Here is a 16,473-nt window from a genome sequence, read left to right as displayed (position 1 = left end):
CGAAAAAGGTGCAGCTGGTGGGCCTGCCGACGCGCATGGCCGGAGCCCGGCGTGGGGACGGTCGACGTGGTTCGAGGTCTGCCCGGCAAGGCCCTCCCCGCGGTCAACCGAAGCCGAACTCCGACAGGGCCGCGCGCGCGTCTGCGGTGACCGCGTGGTCGGGGCCGAACACGGCCTCCGCCTTGGGGAAGAGGTCCAGGTACAGCGCGGTGGCGTCTGCGTCGCGGCCCAGTCGGCGGAGCAGTTTGCCGTAGTTGGCCATCGTGAACAGGGTGCCGGGCGCGTCGGGCCCGAGGACTCGCTCGTGGTCGTCGATCACCTCCCGGTACAGCGCCACCGCCTCCTCGTGCCGGCCCAGCTCACGCAGCAGCCCGGCCAGGTTGGCCCGCGCGACGAGGGTGCCTGGGTCGTCCCGGCCGTTGTGCCGTTCCATGTCGGCGACCACGCCGCGCTGGGCCTGTTCCGCGTGCGGATCGCCGATCCGGCACGCCAGCTGGGCGAGCAGAGTGCGCAAGTTCCTGGTGCGCAGGTCGTCGGCGCCGTGGATTCGTTCCGCGTCGGCGAGCGCGACCTTGTATGCGGCGACGGCCTCCTCCGGACGGTCCGCGGCCTCCAACGCCTCGGCGAGCGTGGCTCGTTCGGTCGCCGTGTCCGCGTGCTGGGGACCGAAGTTCCGCTCCGCGAACGAGACCACCTCCCGCTGGAGTGGGACCACCTCGTCGTACCGGTTCTGGTCGGCCAGCAGCCCGATCAGCGCATGGCGCACCTCGTCGCCGAACTGCGACGGTGCGCCGCCGACCCGCTCCCCCGCCGCCAGCACGGCCCGGTAGGCCTCCTCGGCCTCGGCGTCGCGGCCCAGCTGACGCAGGGCCGTGCCCAGATGGCGCTGGACGTTGAGGGTGTCCGGATGTTCCGGGCCGACGAGCTGGGTGTGCTTCTTGCGCAGTGACCGCAGGACCGTCTCGGCTTCGCCGGCGCGACCGGCCATCAGCTCGAAGATCGCCACGGGGAGCGCCGCCTTGAGCGTCTCGGGGTGGTTTTCCCCGAGCGCCCTGGCCCGCTCGGCGTGGGTGGCTCGCCAGATCGCGAGGAGCTCGTCCACCTTGTCCGGGGACAGGCTCAGCTCGAACGTGGACCGCACGGCGCCCGACGGGGTCCGGTGGTGGTCCGACACGGCGGCTACCGGTCCCGGTCGTCTCGTGGCGGCGCGTCGCGGACCACTTCGACGATCAGCTCCGGGTCGCCGAGCAGCGCCGGCGGTACTCGCACCGGCGCGGACTCCGGTGCAGGCTCGGGCTGCTCGGGCCGCGAATCCTTGTCGTCGCTCATTCTTCGTCCTCCTGGCGGGATCGTTCGGCCGCTCTGCTCGACTCGGCCCGGTACTGCTCGATGGTCGGCTCGTCGCCCTCCACCTGCCAGACCAGATCGGGGTCGGGACGCACCGGGGGCACCGGGGGCACCGGCGGGCGGGCGTCTTCCTCGGTCACGTCAACCACTTCCCTGGATCAGGTGCACGACGGAGTTCGCGACGATCACGGCGATGGCCAGCACGAGGATCACGACGGCCGTGCGCACGCGGCGCGCCTTGACCCGCAGGGTGGCCTCGTCGCGCTCCTTGATGACGAGCCGGGTGTCCAGCACCGACAGCTCGGTCACCGCCTTGTCCGTGGTGAGGTACTTGCGCCGCAGCGTCATGGGGTTCACCGCGCCGCCGTACCGGGGCAGGAACGCGCTGATGGCCACGACCGCGGCCAGTACCGCCACGACCTGCCCGGCCACGGTGATCCACGTCTGGACGTCCTTGGTCAAGCCGACGAGCACGCCGGCGAACCCGAGCACCAGCCCGGCTTTCGTGTCCACGGCGGCCGAGCGCCGTTCCAGCAGGCCGAGCTCGACGTCGAGTTCGGCGCGCACCACGGACATCGAGGGGTAGGGCTCGTCCCCGGGTTCAGACATCCGCGTCCTCCATGCCCGCAGTCGGCAGTACGTCGGTGAGCCGCAGCACCTGGACTGCCGTGGCCTCGTCGACATACTGCCGCAGGATCGCACCGAACTCGCGCTCGCCGAGGTCACGCCGGCGGTCGCGCAGCTCACTGATGTTCTTCACGGCGTTGCGGGACTTCAGGTCCAGGTTGGCCAGCAGCGCGTACAGCAGCCAGGGCACCGCTTCCGCGTGCCGGCCCCGTACGCCGAGCACGATGCCGATCTGTGCCTGGGTGATGGCGAGGCCGCCGCGGTCGCCCAGCTCCCGGTCGATCGCGAGGCATTCGTGGTAGATCCGCTCGGCCTCGTCGAGGTCGCGTTGCTCCTCCGCGACCCGCCCCAGGTGGAAGAGGCTGTTGACCACGCCGGCCCGGTTGCCGAGCCGCCGCTTGACGTCGATGGAGGCGTGGAAGTACTCCGCCGCGGTGTCCCACGACTGCCGCTTCTGGTGGAGCTGGCCGAGCTGGTGGTAGCTGATGGCCACGTTGGCCGGGTTCTCCGAACGCTGGTGGAGCTCCAGCGCGCGGTGGAAGTGCCACTCGGCTTCGTCGAGCTCGCCGGCGTCGACCGCGAGGAGCCCCAGCTGTTCGTGGGTGTTGGCGACGCCGGGCAGGTTGCGGGCCGCCTCGTAGCGGGCCAGCGCGGCGCGGAAGTACACCCGCGCCGCATCGGGCTCGCCGTTCCTGCTCGCCTCGAGCCCGAAGCCGTGGTACGTCCCTGCCGCCCTGTCCTGGTTCTTCCTCGTCATGAACGTCTCGTAGTACTGCCGGGCCTGGTCGACGACGAGCCCGGCCTCGGCCGGCCCGTGCACCCCGCGCACCGCCGCCGCGAACGCGGGCTCGCCCAGCTCCACGTACTGGATCGCGAGCCAGGAATGGAGGTTGTCCGGCGACATGCCCACTTCTTCGCGCAGCACAAGGGATTGCAGTGTCGCGGCGACCGCGGCCGGATGCTCCCCACCCAGCGTGAGCACCTGGCCGAGCAGGCCCTTCGCGTATGCGGCCTGCCGCGCCGACCCGATCTGCTCGAACAGCTCGCCGGCTCTGGCAAGGCAGGACGCCGCCCACCGGGTGTCCTCGCGGTCGCGGGCGATGGTGCCGAGCTGCAGGTGGCACTCGGCGATGCGCGCCACCGAACCGATCTCCTCGAAGACGCCCAGTGCCGACCGGACGTGCTCGATCGCGCGATCGAGCCGCCACTGCTTCCGCGCGATCTCGGACAGGCTGACGTCGGCGTTGGCCACCAGACCACGATCGCCGAGCCGGGCGAAGGCGTCCCGGGACGCCAGGTAGCACGTCTCCGCCTTGACGTGGTCGCCCCGTTTTTCGGCCATGATGCCGAGCTGGTGGGTGGCGCTCGCGACGCCGGACAGGTCGCCGGCGGAGCGCGCCGCGGCGAGGGACCGCTCGTAGTACTCCTCGGCGAGGGCGGTGTCGCGGTCGCGCTCGGCGAGCAGGCCGAGCTGGTGGTAGCTGATCCCGATCGCGTTGTGGTCGCCCAGCTCTTCGTAGATCGCGAGGCTCCGCCGGTAGAGCTCGCCCGCCTTGGCGTTGTCGCCGCGGTGGTGCGCGATCATGCCGAGCCGGTGCAGCGCGGCCGCGATGTTCGCCCGCTCCCCCTGGTCCTCGAACTGGCGCAACGCCTCGCCGGCGAACCGTTCGGCCCCATCGGTGTCGCCGCGCGCGAAGCGCAGCGACGCGAGCCGCAGGGTGAGCTCGGCGGCGATGCCGGACTGCGGGAGCCACTCGCGCGCCTCCGCGCAGAGCTGTTCCGCCCACGACCAGCGCCCCCGGGTGTCCAGCTCGTCACAGGCCAGCAGGATGACCCCGGCGGCGGCGTTCAGGTCACCGCCCGCGAAGTAGTGGTAGCCGGCCTCGACGAGCTGGCTGATGTCGACGAGCTCGTCGAGGCCGCGCTGGCGCAGGTGCCACATCCAGTACCCGGCGGCACGCAGGTGGGCGTCGGCGAGCACGCCGGGCTCCGCCAGCCCGTGCAGTGCGCTCGCGGTCCACGGGTGCACCAGGTGCCCGTCCTCCGCCGGCGCGAGCAGACCGAGCCGCGCCAGCACGGCGGTCGCCGCGTCGAGTCCCGCCGGGACGGTCAGCGGTGGCACGTCGGTGTGCGCCTCCGGCGGCACGTCGTGGACCTGCGCGACCTGCCAGGCCAGGCCGTTGCGGTCCACGGGTTTCCGGTACACCGACGCGCCGGACAGCAGCCTGCGGGCGAGTGGCTGTTCGTCGAGGCTCGCCAGCAGCTCCGGCAGCAGCACGTCGTCGGCGACCAGCGCGCCGGCCTCGCTCACCGCGTCGTCGAACCCCGCGGGCAGCCGCGCCCGCGCGGCCGCCAACCTCGCGGTCACGTCGTCGAACCGGGCCCGGCCGTCCCGCAGCAGCGCGTCGAGGTACTCCAGCGCCCGGGGGTGCCCGCCCAGCTGGTGCCAGACGAGCCGCCGCTGGTGAGTCGTGAGCGCGTCCAGCCCGGGCAGCCGCCACATCAGCTTGCGCGTCTCGGGCCAGCTCAGCGGGCCGACGTGACAGGACGGCAGGCCGGGCACCTCGAACGGGTACCGGGACGTGATCAGCAGCCGGCCGCAGTCGAGCCACGCGGCGAGGAAGGCGGCCAGCCCGGTGTCCATCGTGGACTCGAGGTTGTCCTCGGCGTTGTCGAGGACGAGCAGGACCGGAACGGCGGCTTCCCGGACGAGCGGGAGCAGATCCCGCCACGCGGCGTCCGGTTCGGACAGTGCGCACACCGCGCGCCGGGCCGGGTGGTCCTCGGCGAGGCCGTGATCGGTGCAGTGCCGGCTGAGCGCCGCCCGTACCGCGTCGAGGATGGCGTCGACCGGCACCCGGCCGGTCAGCGCGACGACGACGGCGCCGGCCCGCTCGGCCCGGCTCGCGAGCTCGGCGGCCAGGCTCGTCTTGCCGGCGCCGCCGATGCCGTGCAGCAGCACGCCGTTCGGCTCCTGGCTCAGCCGCCGCAGCGCGGCGCGGCGGCCGACGAAGTAGCCGGCGGAACGGTCGTGCCAGGCGAGCACACTGGCGGGTTCGTGCCTCTCCCCGGCGGGTTCGCGCAGATCGTCCGGCGCGAGCGCGGGCGCGTTGCCGTTCGCCAGGAACAACACCGGCACCGTCCACTCGGCGCCGTCGCTCGCGAGCCCGCGCCGCACCGCCGCCACCGCCGCTCGTAGATCGAGGTCGCCGCGACCGGCCAGCCGCTCGTACAGCGCGGCACACAGGGAGATCGCGTAGTGGTCGGCGACCGGGCCGCGCATCGCCAGCACGGCGGGCGTGCCCGCGCGCACCAGTCCGCGCGCGAGGCCGGCGACGTCGAACGGCGTCGCGAGCGCGGTGGCGCACCCGGTCAGCACCACCAGCGGAACCCGCACGCCCGGCGGCAGCGCCTCGGCGAGGAACCGCCGCGCGTCGACGTGGTCCGGTTCTCCCGACTCCGTCTCGAGCAGCAGCTCGCCGGGGCGGCCGTGGCAGGAGATGTGCAGGACGTCGCAGGGCCCGTCGGCGAGCGCCGCGCGAATCGCGGTGGTGCTGCCCCATTCCAGGACCCGGACACCGGCGTGCCGGTTCCGGCTGGGGTCGACGGAGTCGAGGATCCGGGCCAGTTCCCGTTCGTAGTCCAGCAGTTCGCCGCTGTCGGTGTCCGGGCTGCCGATCGCGGCGAGGATGCGCAACGGCCCCGGCACCCGCGGCGCCGGGATCTGGCCGGGCGCACGCACGGCGCGGCACACGTCGAACCGGCTGTCCAGCGCGAGCGGTACTTGTTCCCCGGGCAGGATGGCGGCTTCCCAGGGCAGGTCGGCGAGTTCCTCGTCGGCGGCCTCGATCGCCAGCGCGGCCCGGCCGGCCGGTTCGAGCGCGCGGGCCAGCGCGGTCCCCGCCGCACCGGAGAGGAACCTGCGCCCGAGCATGACGCCGAGCTCGCGCGCCACCCCGGCCGAGGGCCGGTTCCCCAGCCGCCAGGCCAGCTCCCGGAGGCGGTCGTCGACACCGTCCGGAACGTGGCGGACGGCCTCGCCCCCCATGTGAAGGACCACCTCGTCCTCGCCGATGGTCAGCGTCAGCACCTGCGGGCACCCCCCTGCCCGCATCCTACCGACAGGTGATCAGCCGGTACCCGTACTTCAGCCGGATCGGCGCCCGGCCCGGCGCCGCGCCTGGCTCACCACCAACGCGATTCCCACGACCAGTGCGATCAGGCCGATCAGAAACCACTGACGCTGTCCCGACATACCGCTGCCGGTGATCACGCCACCGCCCTGCAGCGTCCACAGCAGGCCGAGCAGGCCGAGGACGACCCCGACCACAAGCAGCACCCATCGTTTCATGTCCACTCCCAGCCAGTCCGGATGGCGCCACTCTGCCACCTGACGGCACCAGTTCGGGACGACGCCGGAAAGTCGTAACAACCGTCAAGTGCCGGTGAAGACGGGGGCCGTCACCTACGTTGCCCCTCGTGTCAGCTGTCGAGGCCGTACAGAGATGCCGCGTTGGCCGAGGAGAACTTCCGGCGTTCCGCATCGGAGGAGAACTGCCCCAGGAAGGAATCGATCTCCTCCCGGGTCGGCTGCTGGAACGGGTAGTCCGTCGAGAAGATCAGCCGGTCGACGGAGGTCACCGACAGGGCGTGGTGCAGGAGCGCCGGGTTGAGCATGCCGGAGGTGGTGATGAAGAAGTTCGACCGTAGGTAGTCCGAGATCGATCGGCGCAGGCCGGCGACGCGAGAGAGACTGTTGGCCCGGTCCAACCAGAACAGCAGCATCTCCCCCCAGTGGCCGAGCACGACCTGCAGGTCCGGATGCCGGTCGAAGGTGCCCCGGAGTATCAGCCGCAGTGCGGCTGTCGCGGTGTCCAGGTGCCAGCCCCAGCCGAAGGTGGCGAGGGCGAGATCGGTCATGGGGTCGAAGCCGCGGTATGACGCGTCGCGAACGGCGGGCGAGGGCAGTTGGGGATGGATGAACACCGGTTGGCCGAGTTCCGTGGCGGCAGCGAAAAAGTCGTCGTAGACCGGGTCGTCGAGGAGGAGGTCGCCGGACCGGCCGTAGACCATGGTGCCCACGTGGCCCAGGCCCGCGGCTCGTTCGAGCTCGCCCGCGACATCGCGCGGTGACGACATGGGCAGAGTGGACAACGATCGGAACCGGGACGGATTGCGGCTGACGGCCGCCGCGGCGACGTCGTTCGCGGTGCGGCTCAGCCGGAGGGCATCCTCGGGCGGCAGCGGCTGGGTTCCCGGCGGCGTCAGGGCGAGGATCGACACGTCGATGCCCTGGGCGTCCATGGCCGCGATCCGGCCCGCGCCCAGGTCCTCCAGGCGCTGCTGGTTGTCGCCCATCTCGTTGAAGGCGAGGCTTTCGTCGCGAACCTCCCGCGGCACGGCGCCGAGGGCGGCCGTCAGGTCCGGCATGATCCAGTGTTCTTCGATGGCGATGAGAGTGTTGCCGCGCAACGGAGTGCTCACCAGGTCTCCTATCGCATGATAGCTATCATCTGACAGAAAAGATAGCATGACGGGGTGGATGAGGAGCAAACGTCGCGGCTGTTCGAGCTCGCCGACCTGATACTGGCGGTCGGCAGGCAGCTCCACGCGTCCAAGGAGTTCGGCGCCGAGTCGTGGACGCCGCTGGAGAGCGCGGTGATGCGGTTCATCGACCGGAACCCGGGCACGTCGGCCAGTGCGGCGGCGGAGGCGACCCAGCTGATCTCCAGCAACTTCAGCAGGGCGGTGCGGGGACTGGAGAAGAAGGGCCTGGTGCGCCGCGACGTCGATCAGCACGACGCTCGCCGGATCCGCCTGTACCCCACCGCGCGAGCACAGGACAACCTGCACCGACTACGTGAGGTCTGGAGCCGCCTGCTCGACGGCATCGTGTCCGGCCCCGAAGAGATCGACGCCGTGAACTCGACCCTTCGGCGGATCGAAACCCAGCTCGTCGCGAGAACCCGGCGCGGCAGCTGACAACTCCGGTGGGGCCGCTCAACTGCGCAGCTGCGCGTTGAGCCGTGCGGCCTGTCGCGTGAGGTGGTCGCGTTCGGGGAGGTTGGGCGCCGACCGGGCAGCGTCGGCGTAGAGCCGCGCCGCGGTGACCGGGTCACCGTCGCGCTCGTGCAGGTACGCCGCGACGGCGGTGTGGCGGGGCAGGGCGGGGTCGAGCGCCGCCAGGGCGGCCAGGCCGGCCCGCGCGCCGTCGGCCTCGCCGACCGCGACGGCCCGGTTGAGGCGGACCACCGGGCTGTCGGTGAGGCGCACCAGTTCGTCGTACCACTCGACGATCTGCACCCAGTCGGTCTCCGCGGCCGTCCGGGCATCGGCGTGGAGCGCGGCGATGGCGGCCTGGGCCTGGAACTCGCCAAGGCGGTCGCGGGCGAGGGCTGCCTGGAGCACGTCGACGCCCTCGGCGATCAGGCGGGTGTTCCACAGGCCGCGGTCCTGCTCGGCAAGAGGCACCAGCGTGCCGTCGGGGCCGGTCCGTGCCGGGCGCCGGGCGTGGTGGAGCAGCATGAGCGCGAGCAGGCCCGCTACCTCCTCGTGGTGGGTCCTGACCGCCAGCTGCCGAGTGAGCCGGATCGCCTCGGCAGCGAGGTCGACCTCGCCGGAGTAGCCCTCGTTGAAGACGAGGTAGAGCACGCGCAGCACCGTGGCGACGTCACCGGGCTGGGTGAACCGGACGCCCGAAACGGTCCGCTTGGCCCTGCTGATCCGCTGGGCCATGGTCGCCTCCGGCACGAGGTAGGCCTGCGCGATCTGCCGCGTGGTCAGGCCGCCGACCGCGCGCAGCGTGAGCGCGACGGCCGAGGCCGGTGTCAGGGACGGGTGCGCGCACAGGAAGTACAGCTGGAGCGTGTCGTCCACCATTTCGCCCGTGCCCGGCGGGGGCTCCTCCTCGACGCGCACCTCCCGGTGCCGTCGGGAGGTGTCGGCGCGGGCGGCGTCGAGGAACTTGCGCCAGGCCACCGTGACCAGCCAGCCCCGGGGGTCCCGCGGCGGGGCGTCCGGCCACACTCGCAGGGCCTCGACCAGGCCGTCCTGCACGGCGTCCTCGGCAGCCGCGAAGTCGGCTCCGCGGCGGACGAGGACGCCGATCACGGTGGGGGTGAGGGTCCGCAGCAGGGCTTCGTCCACCGTGCGTCACTCCGTGATGGTCGGGGGCGGGGTCAGGAACGGGCGCAGCTCGAGCCACTCGTGGATCGGCTTACCACCCGCACCCGGCGCGGCGGACAGCTCGGCGGCCAGCTCGAGCGCCCGCTCGTAGCTGTCGACGTCGATGACCGTCCACCCGGCGATCAGGTCCTTGGTTTCCGCGAACGGGCCATCGGTGACGGGCGGGCGCCCCTCGCCATCGGAACGGACGAACGTGCCCTCCGGGGAGAGCGGCTGATGCTCGACGAACTCGCCGGTGCTCTCCAGCCGGGCGGCGAAGTCCCGCATGTACTGGACGTGGGCCGTGAGCTCCTCCGGCGTCCACTGGTCCATGGGGACGTCGTTGACCGAGGCCGGCGCGCCGCGGTAGTGCTTGAGCAACAGGTACTTGGCCATCGTGTTCTCCTTGGTGTGGTACGGGTGATTGTTCACTGGGGGGACCGGGCCGCGCTCGGGATCTCGACATCCCACCGCGACTTTTTCCGGCGGGCTTGCAGGCGCTCAGGCGCGCTGGCGCTCGTCCCGCTGCCGGACCAGCTCCTCGACCGGGCTCGGCAGCGTCGTCTCGAAGTCGATGAGCTTCGCCCACGCCGGGGTCACCACGATCCGGACCATGCCGTCGTAGAGCGAACGCACCTCCGCCTCCCACTCGACCCGTTGTTCGGGCGTCATCTCATAGCTGCCGTTCAGCTGGAGGTACTCGTCCGGGATGCCGTCGACGACGTCCAGCTCGGCCCGGCCGCGGATGAGCAGGATCTTCGGCGGGTGCACCTCGGTGTCGATCGTCAGCGCGACCGCCGGGTTCTCGCGCAGAGCCGGCAGTTTCGGGGCGTTCTTCGTGGTGCACATGACGATCTCCGCGCCGTTCCAGGTGAACCCGATCGGGACGTTGCGGGGTGTGCCGTCCTTGGCGACATAGGCCAGGCGGGTCAGGTCGCGGGCCAGCAGTTCCCGGCTGAGCGGGCGGTTCAGAACCTCGGTGATCTCGTTCTGGTGCATGGTGGTCCCTCCTGAGTCGTTTTCGCGAACGTGACGCGACCGATGCCCCGCGCGGCCCGTCGTGGTCGCTGGTGTCGCTGGGACGGAGCCGGCTGCACGTTCTCGACATCCGGAAGCGTGCTGGTTTTCAGGACACGTTTCTGGAGGACCGGCCGATGAGCGTGCGGGCCGGAGGCACCAGGCCGGGTTCAGGCGGCGCGGCGAAGCGGGTGGCGCGCCGCCGCGAGGCTGGCTTCGCAGGCCGCGACCAGCTGCGCGTCCGCGCGGGTGCGCGCGCCGCGGTGGCATTTGGGACAGCGCAGTGCCACCGTGGCGCGAACCTCGTCGACGGCGACCTCCAGCACGCGCCCGCAGGGACGGCACCAGCGGTGCCCGCTCACCCGGCTGACGTGCGAGTCGCTGTGGCAGCACTGGTGTACCCACCGCCGGTGCAGCGGGCAGGTGATCCGGTCGAGCGCGTCCAGGAAGCCGCTCTCCTCGGCGTTGTCCTCGGCCACGAGCGCGTCGGTCAGCGCGATCCGGGTCAGCAGGTTGGTGTTCATCGCTCTGTCCTCCCACTCGCCTCTGTCACCGACACGTCGAGTGGGCACCGGCCGATTCGACAGCGCGCGGAAAAGCGCCTTACCCGGCCAGCGGCATCGCGCGGTCGTTCTCCTCCTTGATCGCCCGCAGGTGCGTCCACGCCTCGACGGTCCGCACGCCCGGCAGGCCGCGCAGCCGTTCCAGCGTGGCGAGCACGTCGTCGAGCGAACCGGCCCGGATGGTGCCGATCCCGTTGCACCAGCCGACCCCGGTCGCGAGGCAGTCGACCTCGTCCAGGGCGACGACCTTCCTGGCGACCGGCTCGGCGTCGCCGGTGAAGTTCAGCGCGAAGCCCATCGTGTAGGTCCGGCTCAGCGGGTTGAGCCGGACCAGCGCACCGACGTGGACCACGCCGGCGTCGAGCAGGCGCAGCACCCGGACACGGGTCGCGCCGGGGGAAAGCCCCGTCACGCTGGCGAGCTCGGCGAACGAGGCGCGGCCGTCGACCCGCAGGTGTGCGAGCAGCGCGTGGTCGGAGGCATCGAGCTCGATGCGGGCGAGCGGGCCGGGGCTCTCCAGCGGGCCGGGCGGGAAGTACGGGTCCTTCCAGATGCGCAGGTAGGTCATCGCCTGGACCGCGCGGATACCCGGCACGGCCTGGACGCGCGCGAGGCCGCGGGCGAACGCCTCGACGTCGGCGGTGCGCAGCTCGGCGGCGTCCTGCCTGGCGATCCCGGCCGGTGCCGGCGCGCTGTTCGCGTCGATGATCTTCATTGCCATCGGCACGGGCCTGCTCAAGCCCACGATCTCGTCGTCGGTGGGCGACCTCTACGCCAAGGACGACCCGCGGCGCGACTCCGGGTTCAGCATCTACTACATGGGCATCAGCGTCGGCGCGGTGCTCGCACCGCTCGTCGTCGGCACCGTGGGGCAGAAGTACGACTACCACCTGGGGTTCGGCATCGCCGCGGTCGGCATGGTGCTCGGCCTCGTCGTCTACGTCCGCACCCAGCGCCACCTCAGCCCGCTCAGCGGCAAGCTCAAGAACCCGTTGCGGTTGAGCGAAGTTCCGCGGTCGCGGCTGATCGCGGTCCTCGCCGGCATCGCCGTTCTCATCGCGGTCGTCGCGGTGACCGTCGGCACGGGGCTCCTCGACGGGGGCGGGATCGTGAACGCCATCAGCGTGCTCGCGATCGCGCTGCCCATCGGCTACTTCACCGTCATGCTGCACAGCAAGCGCACGACCGCGGCCGAACGCGCCAGGGTCCGTGGCTACATCCCGATGTTCGTCGCCGCCGTCGCGTTCTGGTGCATCCAGGAACAGGGCGCGACGGTCAACGCGCAGTACGCGGACGAGAGCACCGACCTCAACGCCTTCGGGTTCACCATGCCGGCCTCCTGGTTCCAGTCGGTCGGGTCGCTGGTGCTGATCATCCTGACCCCGTTGTTCGCGGTCATCTGGCTGCGGCTCGACCGCTCGCCCCGCTCGCCTTCGACGGCCCACAAGTTCGCGGCCGGGCTGGCGATCGCGGGGCTGTCGTACCTGATGCTCGTGGCGCCGGCGCTGCATCCGGGCCAGACCAACCCGCTCTGGCTGGCCGGCAGCCTCGCGGTGGTCACCGTCGGCGAGATGTGCCTGTCCCCCATCGGGCTGTCCGCGACGGCGCGGCTGGCGCCCGCCGCGTTCGCCACCCAGACGATGGGGCTGTGGCTGTCCTCCAACGCCGCGGGACAGGGAATCGGCGCCCAGCTGGTGAAGTTCTACAACGCGGACTCGGCAGCAGGCTACTTCGGCGCGCTCGGCGGGGGTGCCGTCGTCATCGCCCTGATCCTGTTCACCTTCGCCCCGCTCATCCGCAGGCAGGCCGATCGAGACAAGTCCACTGTGGACACGGGGCTGGAAGCCGCGATCGGAGGTCGGCGATGAAGCGCACCGTCTTCCGTGGCGGCGTCGTGTTCGACCCGGCGTCCCGGTCCGCCGGTCCCGCCGACGTGGTGGTCGAAGACGGCCGGGTCGCCGACGTCGGCACCGGCCTCGACGGCGACGAGGAGGTCGACTGCACCGGCCGCGGCGTGCTGCCCGGGCTGATCGACTGCCACGTGCACCTGACCATGACCGGGTCGGACCTGTTCGAGAGCGCGCAGCAGCCGTTTTCGCTGCAGTTCTACGAAGGTGCCCTGAACATGGCGAAAACCCTCGCCGCCGGCATCACGACGGTCCGCGACGCGGCGGGTGCGGACCTCGGCATGCGGGTCGCGCAGGAACGCGGGCTCATCCCGGGGCCGCGCATGCAGATCTCGCTGAACATGCTGAGTCAGACCGGGGGCCACGGCGACCCGTGGTGGCCCTCGACCTGTGTGGTGGACCTGCTGCCACCGCATCCCGGCCGCCCGCCGGTGATCGTCGACGGCCCGGAGGAGATCCGCCGCAAGATCCGGGAGCTCGTGCGGGCCGGCGCCGACGTCATCAAGGTCGCCACCGGCGGTGGCGTCGTCTCCAGCGGTGCCGGGCCGAAGATCCCGCACTTCCGGGATGACGAGATCGCGATGATGGTCGCCGAGGCGTCGGCGGCGGGACTGCACGTGATGGCGCACGCACACGGCGACGGCGCGAAAGCGGCCGTGCGCAACGGAGTCCGCTCGATCGAGCACGGTCATTTCCTGGACGACGAGACGCTGGCGATGATGGCCGAGCGCGGCACCTGGCTGGTGCCGCGCTCAGCGCGGGAGTCGGCCTGCGCCAGGCGGTCGAAGCCGGAGCCGGCTACCCGGGCACATCGTCGAGAAGATCAGGAACGCACCGACGACAGCGTGCGGCGGGCCGTCGAGGCCGGGGTCCGGATCGCGATGGGCACCGACGCGCCGCTCTACCCGCACGGGGAGAACCTCCTGGAGCTGGAGCTCCTCGTCGAGCAGGGCCTGACCCCCGCCGACGCCCTGCACGCCGCCACCCTGTCGGCCGCCGAGCTGATGGGCCTGGAGAGCAGCCTGGGTTCGCTGACCCCGGGCAAACGCGCGGACCTCGTCATCGTCGACGGCGACCCGCTCGACGTGCGGGACCTGGGAAAGCGGGTCCTCGCCGTCTACCAGGACGGCCGAGCCGTGCACGTGGCCGACCGCGAGGAGGCGGCACCGAATAGGACGTTATACACCCTGCTGTCGACCGGTGAGGTCGCCCGCGTCCCGGCGCGACAGGCGGGATCTGGCCAAGGCCCTCGGCTCCTTCCTGACGTTTCGCCATATGACATAGAGTTCCGCCACATGGAATCTGATTGCGCTAAGCTAGGCCGCATGGAAAGGGCTGTCAACGGTCCGGAGGGACCGAAACAGGCGCGTAACACCGACGCCCGCGGCGCGGTCGGCAAGGCGCTCGAGGTGCTCACAGCCCTGTCGCGGCCCGGGGGCCCGCATCGGCTCGCGGATCTCGCGAAGCAGTGCGAGCTGCCGAAACCCACCGCGCACCGGATGCTGCAGACCATGGCGGAGGCGGGTTTCGCGGTCGGCGCCGGGAGCGGCCAGTACGACGTGGGCCCGCGGCTGCTGGGCCTGTCGGCCGCCGTGCTGTCCGGCAGCCACGCCACCCGCTTCACCCGACCCGTGCTCGCGGAGCTGCAGCGGCGGACCGGGCACACCGTGCACTACGCCGTCCGCCACGACGACCACGCGGTCTACGTCGAGAAGGTCGAGCCCGAGCAGGCGTACCGGATGAACTCCCACGTCGGCGGCGAGGTGCCGTTGCACTGCACCGGCGTCGGCCGCGCGATGCTCGCCCGGCTGCCCGAGGCCGAGGTCGCCGCGATCCTCGCCGGCCCGCTGGCGGCCCGGACGCCGCGCACGCTCACCGATCCCGCGAAGATCCGCCGGGAACTGGCCAAACTGGACAAGCAGGGCTATCTCGTGGACGACGAGCAGAACGAGCCGCACGTGCGCTGTGTCGCCGCTCCCGTGCTGGACGGGCTCGGCCAGGTCGCCGGTGCGATCAGCGTGTCCGGGCTGACGTTCACCCTCAGCCTGGAGAACACCAAGGTGCTCGGCCCGCTGGTCGCCGAGGCGGCGAATCGGGTCTCCGCCTCGCTCGTCGACGGTGCCCCGGCGATGCGGCTGGTGACAGGTGGCGGGTGAACCGGCGGCCCTGCTGGCGAACGCGCGCGAGGACAGGGTCTTCTCGGCCGCCGCCTGGTCGGTGGGCACCGCCGACGGAGTGCTCGACCGCGGCCTGCTCGGCACCCGCGCCTGGGAAGGCCCGCCCGTCGGGGAGGACTCCCTGTGGGACCTGGCCTCGGTGACCAAGCCGATCATCGGGCTCGCGGTGATGGCACTCGCCGACCGCGGCGCGATCGAGATCGACGCGCGGGTGACCGACTACCTCCCCGCGTGGCGGGAGAAGGCGGGCATCACCGTCCGGCAGCTGCTCACCCACACGTCCGGGCTCCCCGGCGGGACGCCGCTCTACCGTGAGCATCCGACCAGGGAAGCGCTCCTGGACGCGATTCGCGTCGGTCCACTGAGGACGATGCCGGGCACCCGGGTGGAGTACTCCTCGCAGGGCTTCATCGTGCTCGGCCTGATCGCCGAGGCCGCCGGGGGCGCCCCGCTCGACCGGCTCGTCGCCGGGCTCGTCACCGGGCCGGCCGGGATGACCGCCACCGGCTTCACCCCCGCCGACACCGAACGAGCGGTCGCCACCGAGAACTGCCCGTGGCGCGGCCGGGTCGTGCGCGGGCAGGTGCACGACGAGAACGCCGTGGTGCTCGGCGGGATCTGCGGGCACGCGGGGCTGTTCGGCACGCTCGCCGACCTGGAGAAGCTCGGCAGCGTGCTCACGGGCGGCGCGGCGCCGCTGCTGAAACCGCGGACCCACGAGGCGATGACGGCGACGCAGACCGAAGGCCTGGCCCTTCGGCGCGGCCTGGCCTGGCAGGGGTTGGACGTGCCCGGCTCCCCCGTCGGCACCGACCTCGGCCCGCGCTCCTACGGGCACACCGGGTTCACCGGCACCAGCCTGTGGGTCGATCCCGATGCCGGGCGCTACTTCGTGCTGCTGACCAACCGCGTGCACCCGGTCCGCACCGGCACCGGCATCGAGCGGGTACGACGCGAGTTCCACGCTGCGGCCGTCAAGCTGAGCTGACCATGGCCGGTTGACGCGGCGCCGAGCGGGTAGCACGAGTGCGTCCCATTCCCGCGAACGGAGCTGCCATGACCACCACCGAGCAGACCGACCTCATCGCCGTCATCACCAAGGACCACCGCGAGGTCGAGCAGATGTTCACCGAGCTGGAGTCCGGCCGGGGCACCCCCGAGCACCGGCGCGACCTCGCCGACCACGTCATCACCGAGCTGGTGCGCCACTCGGTCGCCGAGGAGCAGTTCATGTACCCGGCCGCCCGCCGCCACCTCGACGACGGCGACGAGCTGGCCGACCACGAGATCGAGGAGCACGCCGAAGCCGAACAGGTGATGAAGCAGCTCGAGGGCGTGCCCGCGACCGATCCGGAGTTCGACCGGTTGCTGGGCGAGCTGATGCGGGACATCCGTCACCACATCAAGGACGAGGAGGAAGACCTGCTGCCGAAGCTCCAGCAGGCCTGCAGCCCGGAGGAGCTGCGCGATCTGGGCGAGAAGGTGACGCGCGCCAAGAAGATCGCGCCGACGCGCCCGCACCCCGGGGCCCCCGACCGGCCCCCGGCCAACCTGATCCTCGACCCCGGTGCCGGCCTGATCGACCGCCTGCGGGACGCGCTGAGCAAGCACAAGGGCTAGGGAGCGTCCTCAGGGGCCCACGCGACGTCGTCGTGGGCCCCCGGGGTTACG

Annotated in this window: 17 protein-coding genes; 5 read left to right on the top strand and 12 right to left on the bottom strand. The window is 71.8% G+C overall.

What is annotated here, in order from left to right; genetic code table 11:
- Positions 1 to 103: 103 nt before the first annotated feature.
- From LWP59_RS14700 to LWP59_RS14670, 7 genes are all read right to left on the bottom strand, one after another.
- Complete coding sequence (locus LWP59_RS14700; RefSeq protein WP_144634471.1) at positions 104 to 1,174, bottom strand: tetratricopeptide repeat protein; 1,071 nt, start codon at positions 1,172 to 1,174, stop codon at positions 104 to 106.
- A gap of 5 nt (positions 1,175 to 1,179) precedes the next feature.
- Positions 1,180 to 1,329, bottom strand: a complete 150-nt coding sequence (locus tag LWP59_RS14695) for a hypothetical protein (protein ID WP_186383080.1) — start codon at positions 1,327 to 1,329, stop codon at positions 1,180 to 1,182.
- Positions 1,326 to 1,487, bottom strand: a complete 162-nt coding sequence (locus tag LWP59_RS14690) for a hypothetical protein (RefSeq protein WP_186383079.1) — start codon at positions 1,485 to 1,487, stop codon at positions 1,326 to 1,328. The genes LWP59_RS14695 and LWP59_RS14690 overlap by 4 nt, the downstream gene beginning before the upstream one ends.
- Position 1,488: 1 nt before the next feature.
- Entirely contained in the window at positions 1,489 to 1,956 is a 468-nt protein-coding gene (locus tag LWP59_RS14685; protein ID WP_144634468.1) for a hypothetical protein, read from the bottom strand.
- Positions 1,949 to 6,064, bottom strand: coding sequence for a tetratricopeptide repeat protein (locus LWP59_RS14680; RefSeq protein WP_186383078.1), 4,116 nt, complete (start codon positions 6,062 to 6,064; stop codon positions 1,949 to 1,951). Before LWP59_RS14680 ends, LWP59_RS14685 begins: the two co-directional genes overlap by 8 nt.
- A gap of 57 nt (positions 6,065 to 6,121) precedes the next feature.
- A complete protein-coding gene (locus LWP59_RS14675; protein ID WP_144634626.1) occupies positions 6,122 to 6,325 on the bottom strand; it encodes a hypothetical protein in 204 nt (67 codons plus the stop codon).
- Between the two features lie 131 nt (positions 6,326 to 6,456).
- A complete protein-coding gene (locus LWP59_RS14670; RefSeq protein ID WP_229857417.1) occupies positions 6,457 to 7,458 on the bottom strand; it encodes an amidohydrolase family protein in 1,002 nt (333 codons plus the stop codon).
- A 54-nt stretch (positions 7,459 to 7,512) separates the two neighbouring features.
- Here LWP59_RS14670 and LWP59_RS14665 point away from each other — a divergent pair, with 54 nt between their 5' ends.
- Complete coding sequence (locus tag LWP59_RS14665; RefSeq protein WP_144634459.1) at positions 7,513 to 7,956, top strand: MarR family winged helix-turn-helix transcriptional regulator; 444 nt, start codon at positions 7,513 to 7,515, stop codon at positions 7,954 to 7,956.
- 18 nt (positions 7,957 to 7,974) lie between these two features.
- Here LWP59_RS14665 and LWP59_RS14660 read toward each other — a convergent pair whose 3' ends face one another.
- The 5 genes from LWP59_RS14660 to LWP59_RS14640 all read right to left on the bottom strand — a co-directional run bounded on the left by LWP59_RS14660 (position 7,975) and on the right by LWP59_RS14640 (position 11,439).
- Complete coding sequence (locus tag LWP59_RS14660; protein ID WP_144634456.1) at positions 7,975 to 9,120, bottom strand: RNA polymerase sigma factor; 1,146 nt, start codon at positions 9,118 to 9,120, stop codon at positions 7,975 to 7,977.
- 6 nt (positions 9,121 to 9,126) lie between these two features.
- Entirely contained in the window at positions 9,127 to 9,534 is a 408-nt protein-coding gene (locus LWP59_RS14655) for a YciI family protein (RefSeq protein ID WP_144634623.1), read from the bottom strand.
- Between the two features lie 105 nt (positions 9,535 to 9,639).
- The gene (locus LWP59_RS14650) at positions 9,640 to 10,137 is read right to left on the bottom strand and encodes a pyridoxamine 5'-phosphate oxidase family protein (protein WP_144634453.1); all 498 of its coding nucleotides are present in this window, start codon (positions 10,135 to 10,137) and stop codon (positions 9,640 to 9,642) included.
- Between the two features lie 188 nt (positions 10,138 to 10,325).
- Positions 10,326 to 10,679 carry a hypothetical protein gene (locus LWP59_RS14645; protein WP_144634450.1) on the bottom strand — a complete coding sequence of 118 codons (354 nt, stop codon included), beginning with the start codon at positions 10,677 to 10,679 and terminating at the stop codon, positions 10,326 to 10,328.
- Positions 10,680 to 10,758: 79 nt separating this feature from the next.
- Positions 10,759 to 11,439, bottom strand: a complete 681-nt coding sequence (locus LWP59_RS14640; protein ID WP_229857416.1) for an Lrp/AsnC family transcriptional regulator — start codon at positions 11,437 to 11,439, stop codon at positions 10,759 to 10,761.
- Here LWP59_RS14640 and LWP59_RS14635 point away from each other — a divergent pair.
- The 4 genes from LWP59_RS14635 to LWP59_RS14620 all read left to right on the top strand — a co-directional run bounded on the left by LWP59_RS14635 (position 11,360) and on the right by LWP59_RS14620 (position 16,422).
- Positions 11,360 to 12,586 carry a peptide MFS transporter gene (locus LWP59_RS14635; protein ID WP_229857415.1) on the top strand — a complete coding sequence of 409 codons (1,227 nt, stop codon included), beginning with the start codon at positions 11,360 to 11,362 and terminating at the stop codon, positions 12,584 to 12,586. The two genes, LWP59_RS14640 and LWP59_RS14635, sit on opposite strands and share 80 nt — an antisense overlap.
- Positions 12,583 to 14,781, top strand: coding sequence for an amidohydrolase family protein (locus LWP59_RS14630; protein WP_229857414.1), 2,199 nt, complete (start codon positions 12,583 to 12,585; stop codon positions 14,779 to 14,781). The genes LWP59_RS14635 and LWP59_RS14630 overlap by 4 nt, the downstream gene beginning before the upstream one ends.
- Complete coding sequence (locus tag LWP59_RS14625) at positions 14,771 to 15,790, top strand: serine hydrolase domain-containing protein (RefSeq protein WP_222425440.1); 1,020 nt, start codon at positions 14,771 to 14,773, stop codon at positions 15,788 to 15,790. Before LWP59_RS14630 ends, LWP59_RS14625 begins: the two co-directional genes overlap by 11 nt.
- Before the next feature lie 68 nt (positions 15,791 to 15,858).
- Positions 15,859 to 16,422 carry a hemerythrin domain-containing protein gene (locus tag LWP59_RS14620; protein WP_144634447.1) on the top strand — a complete coding sequence of 188 codons (564 nt, stop codon included), beginning with the start codon at positions 15,859 to 15,861 and terminating at the stop codon, positions 16,420 to 16,422.
- Positions 16,423 to 16,473: the final 51 nt, after the last annotated feature.

The organism is Amycolatopsis acidiphila, assembly GCF_021391495.1.
In the GTDB taxonomy this organism is placed as follows: domain Bacteria; phylum Actinomycetota; class Actinomycetes; order Mycobacteriales; family Pseudonocardiaceae; genus Amycolatopsis_E; species Amycolatopsis_E acidiphila.
This window is presented reverse-complemented; position numbering and strand designations above follow the sequence as displayed.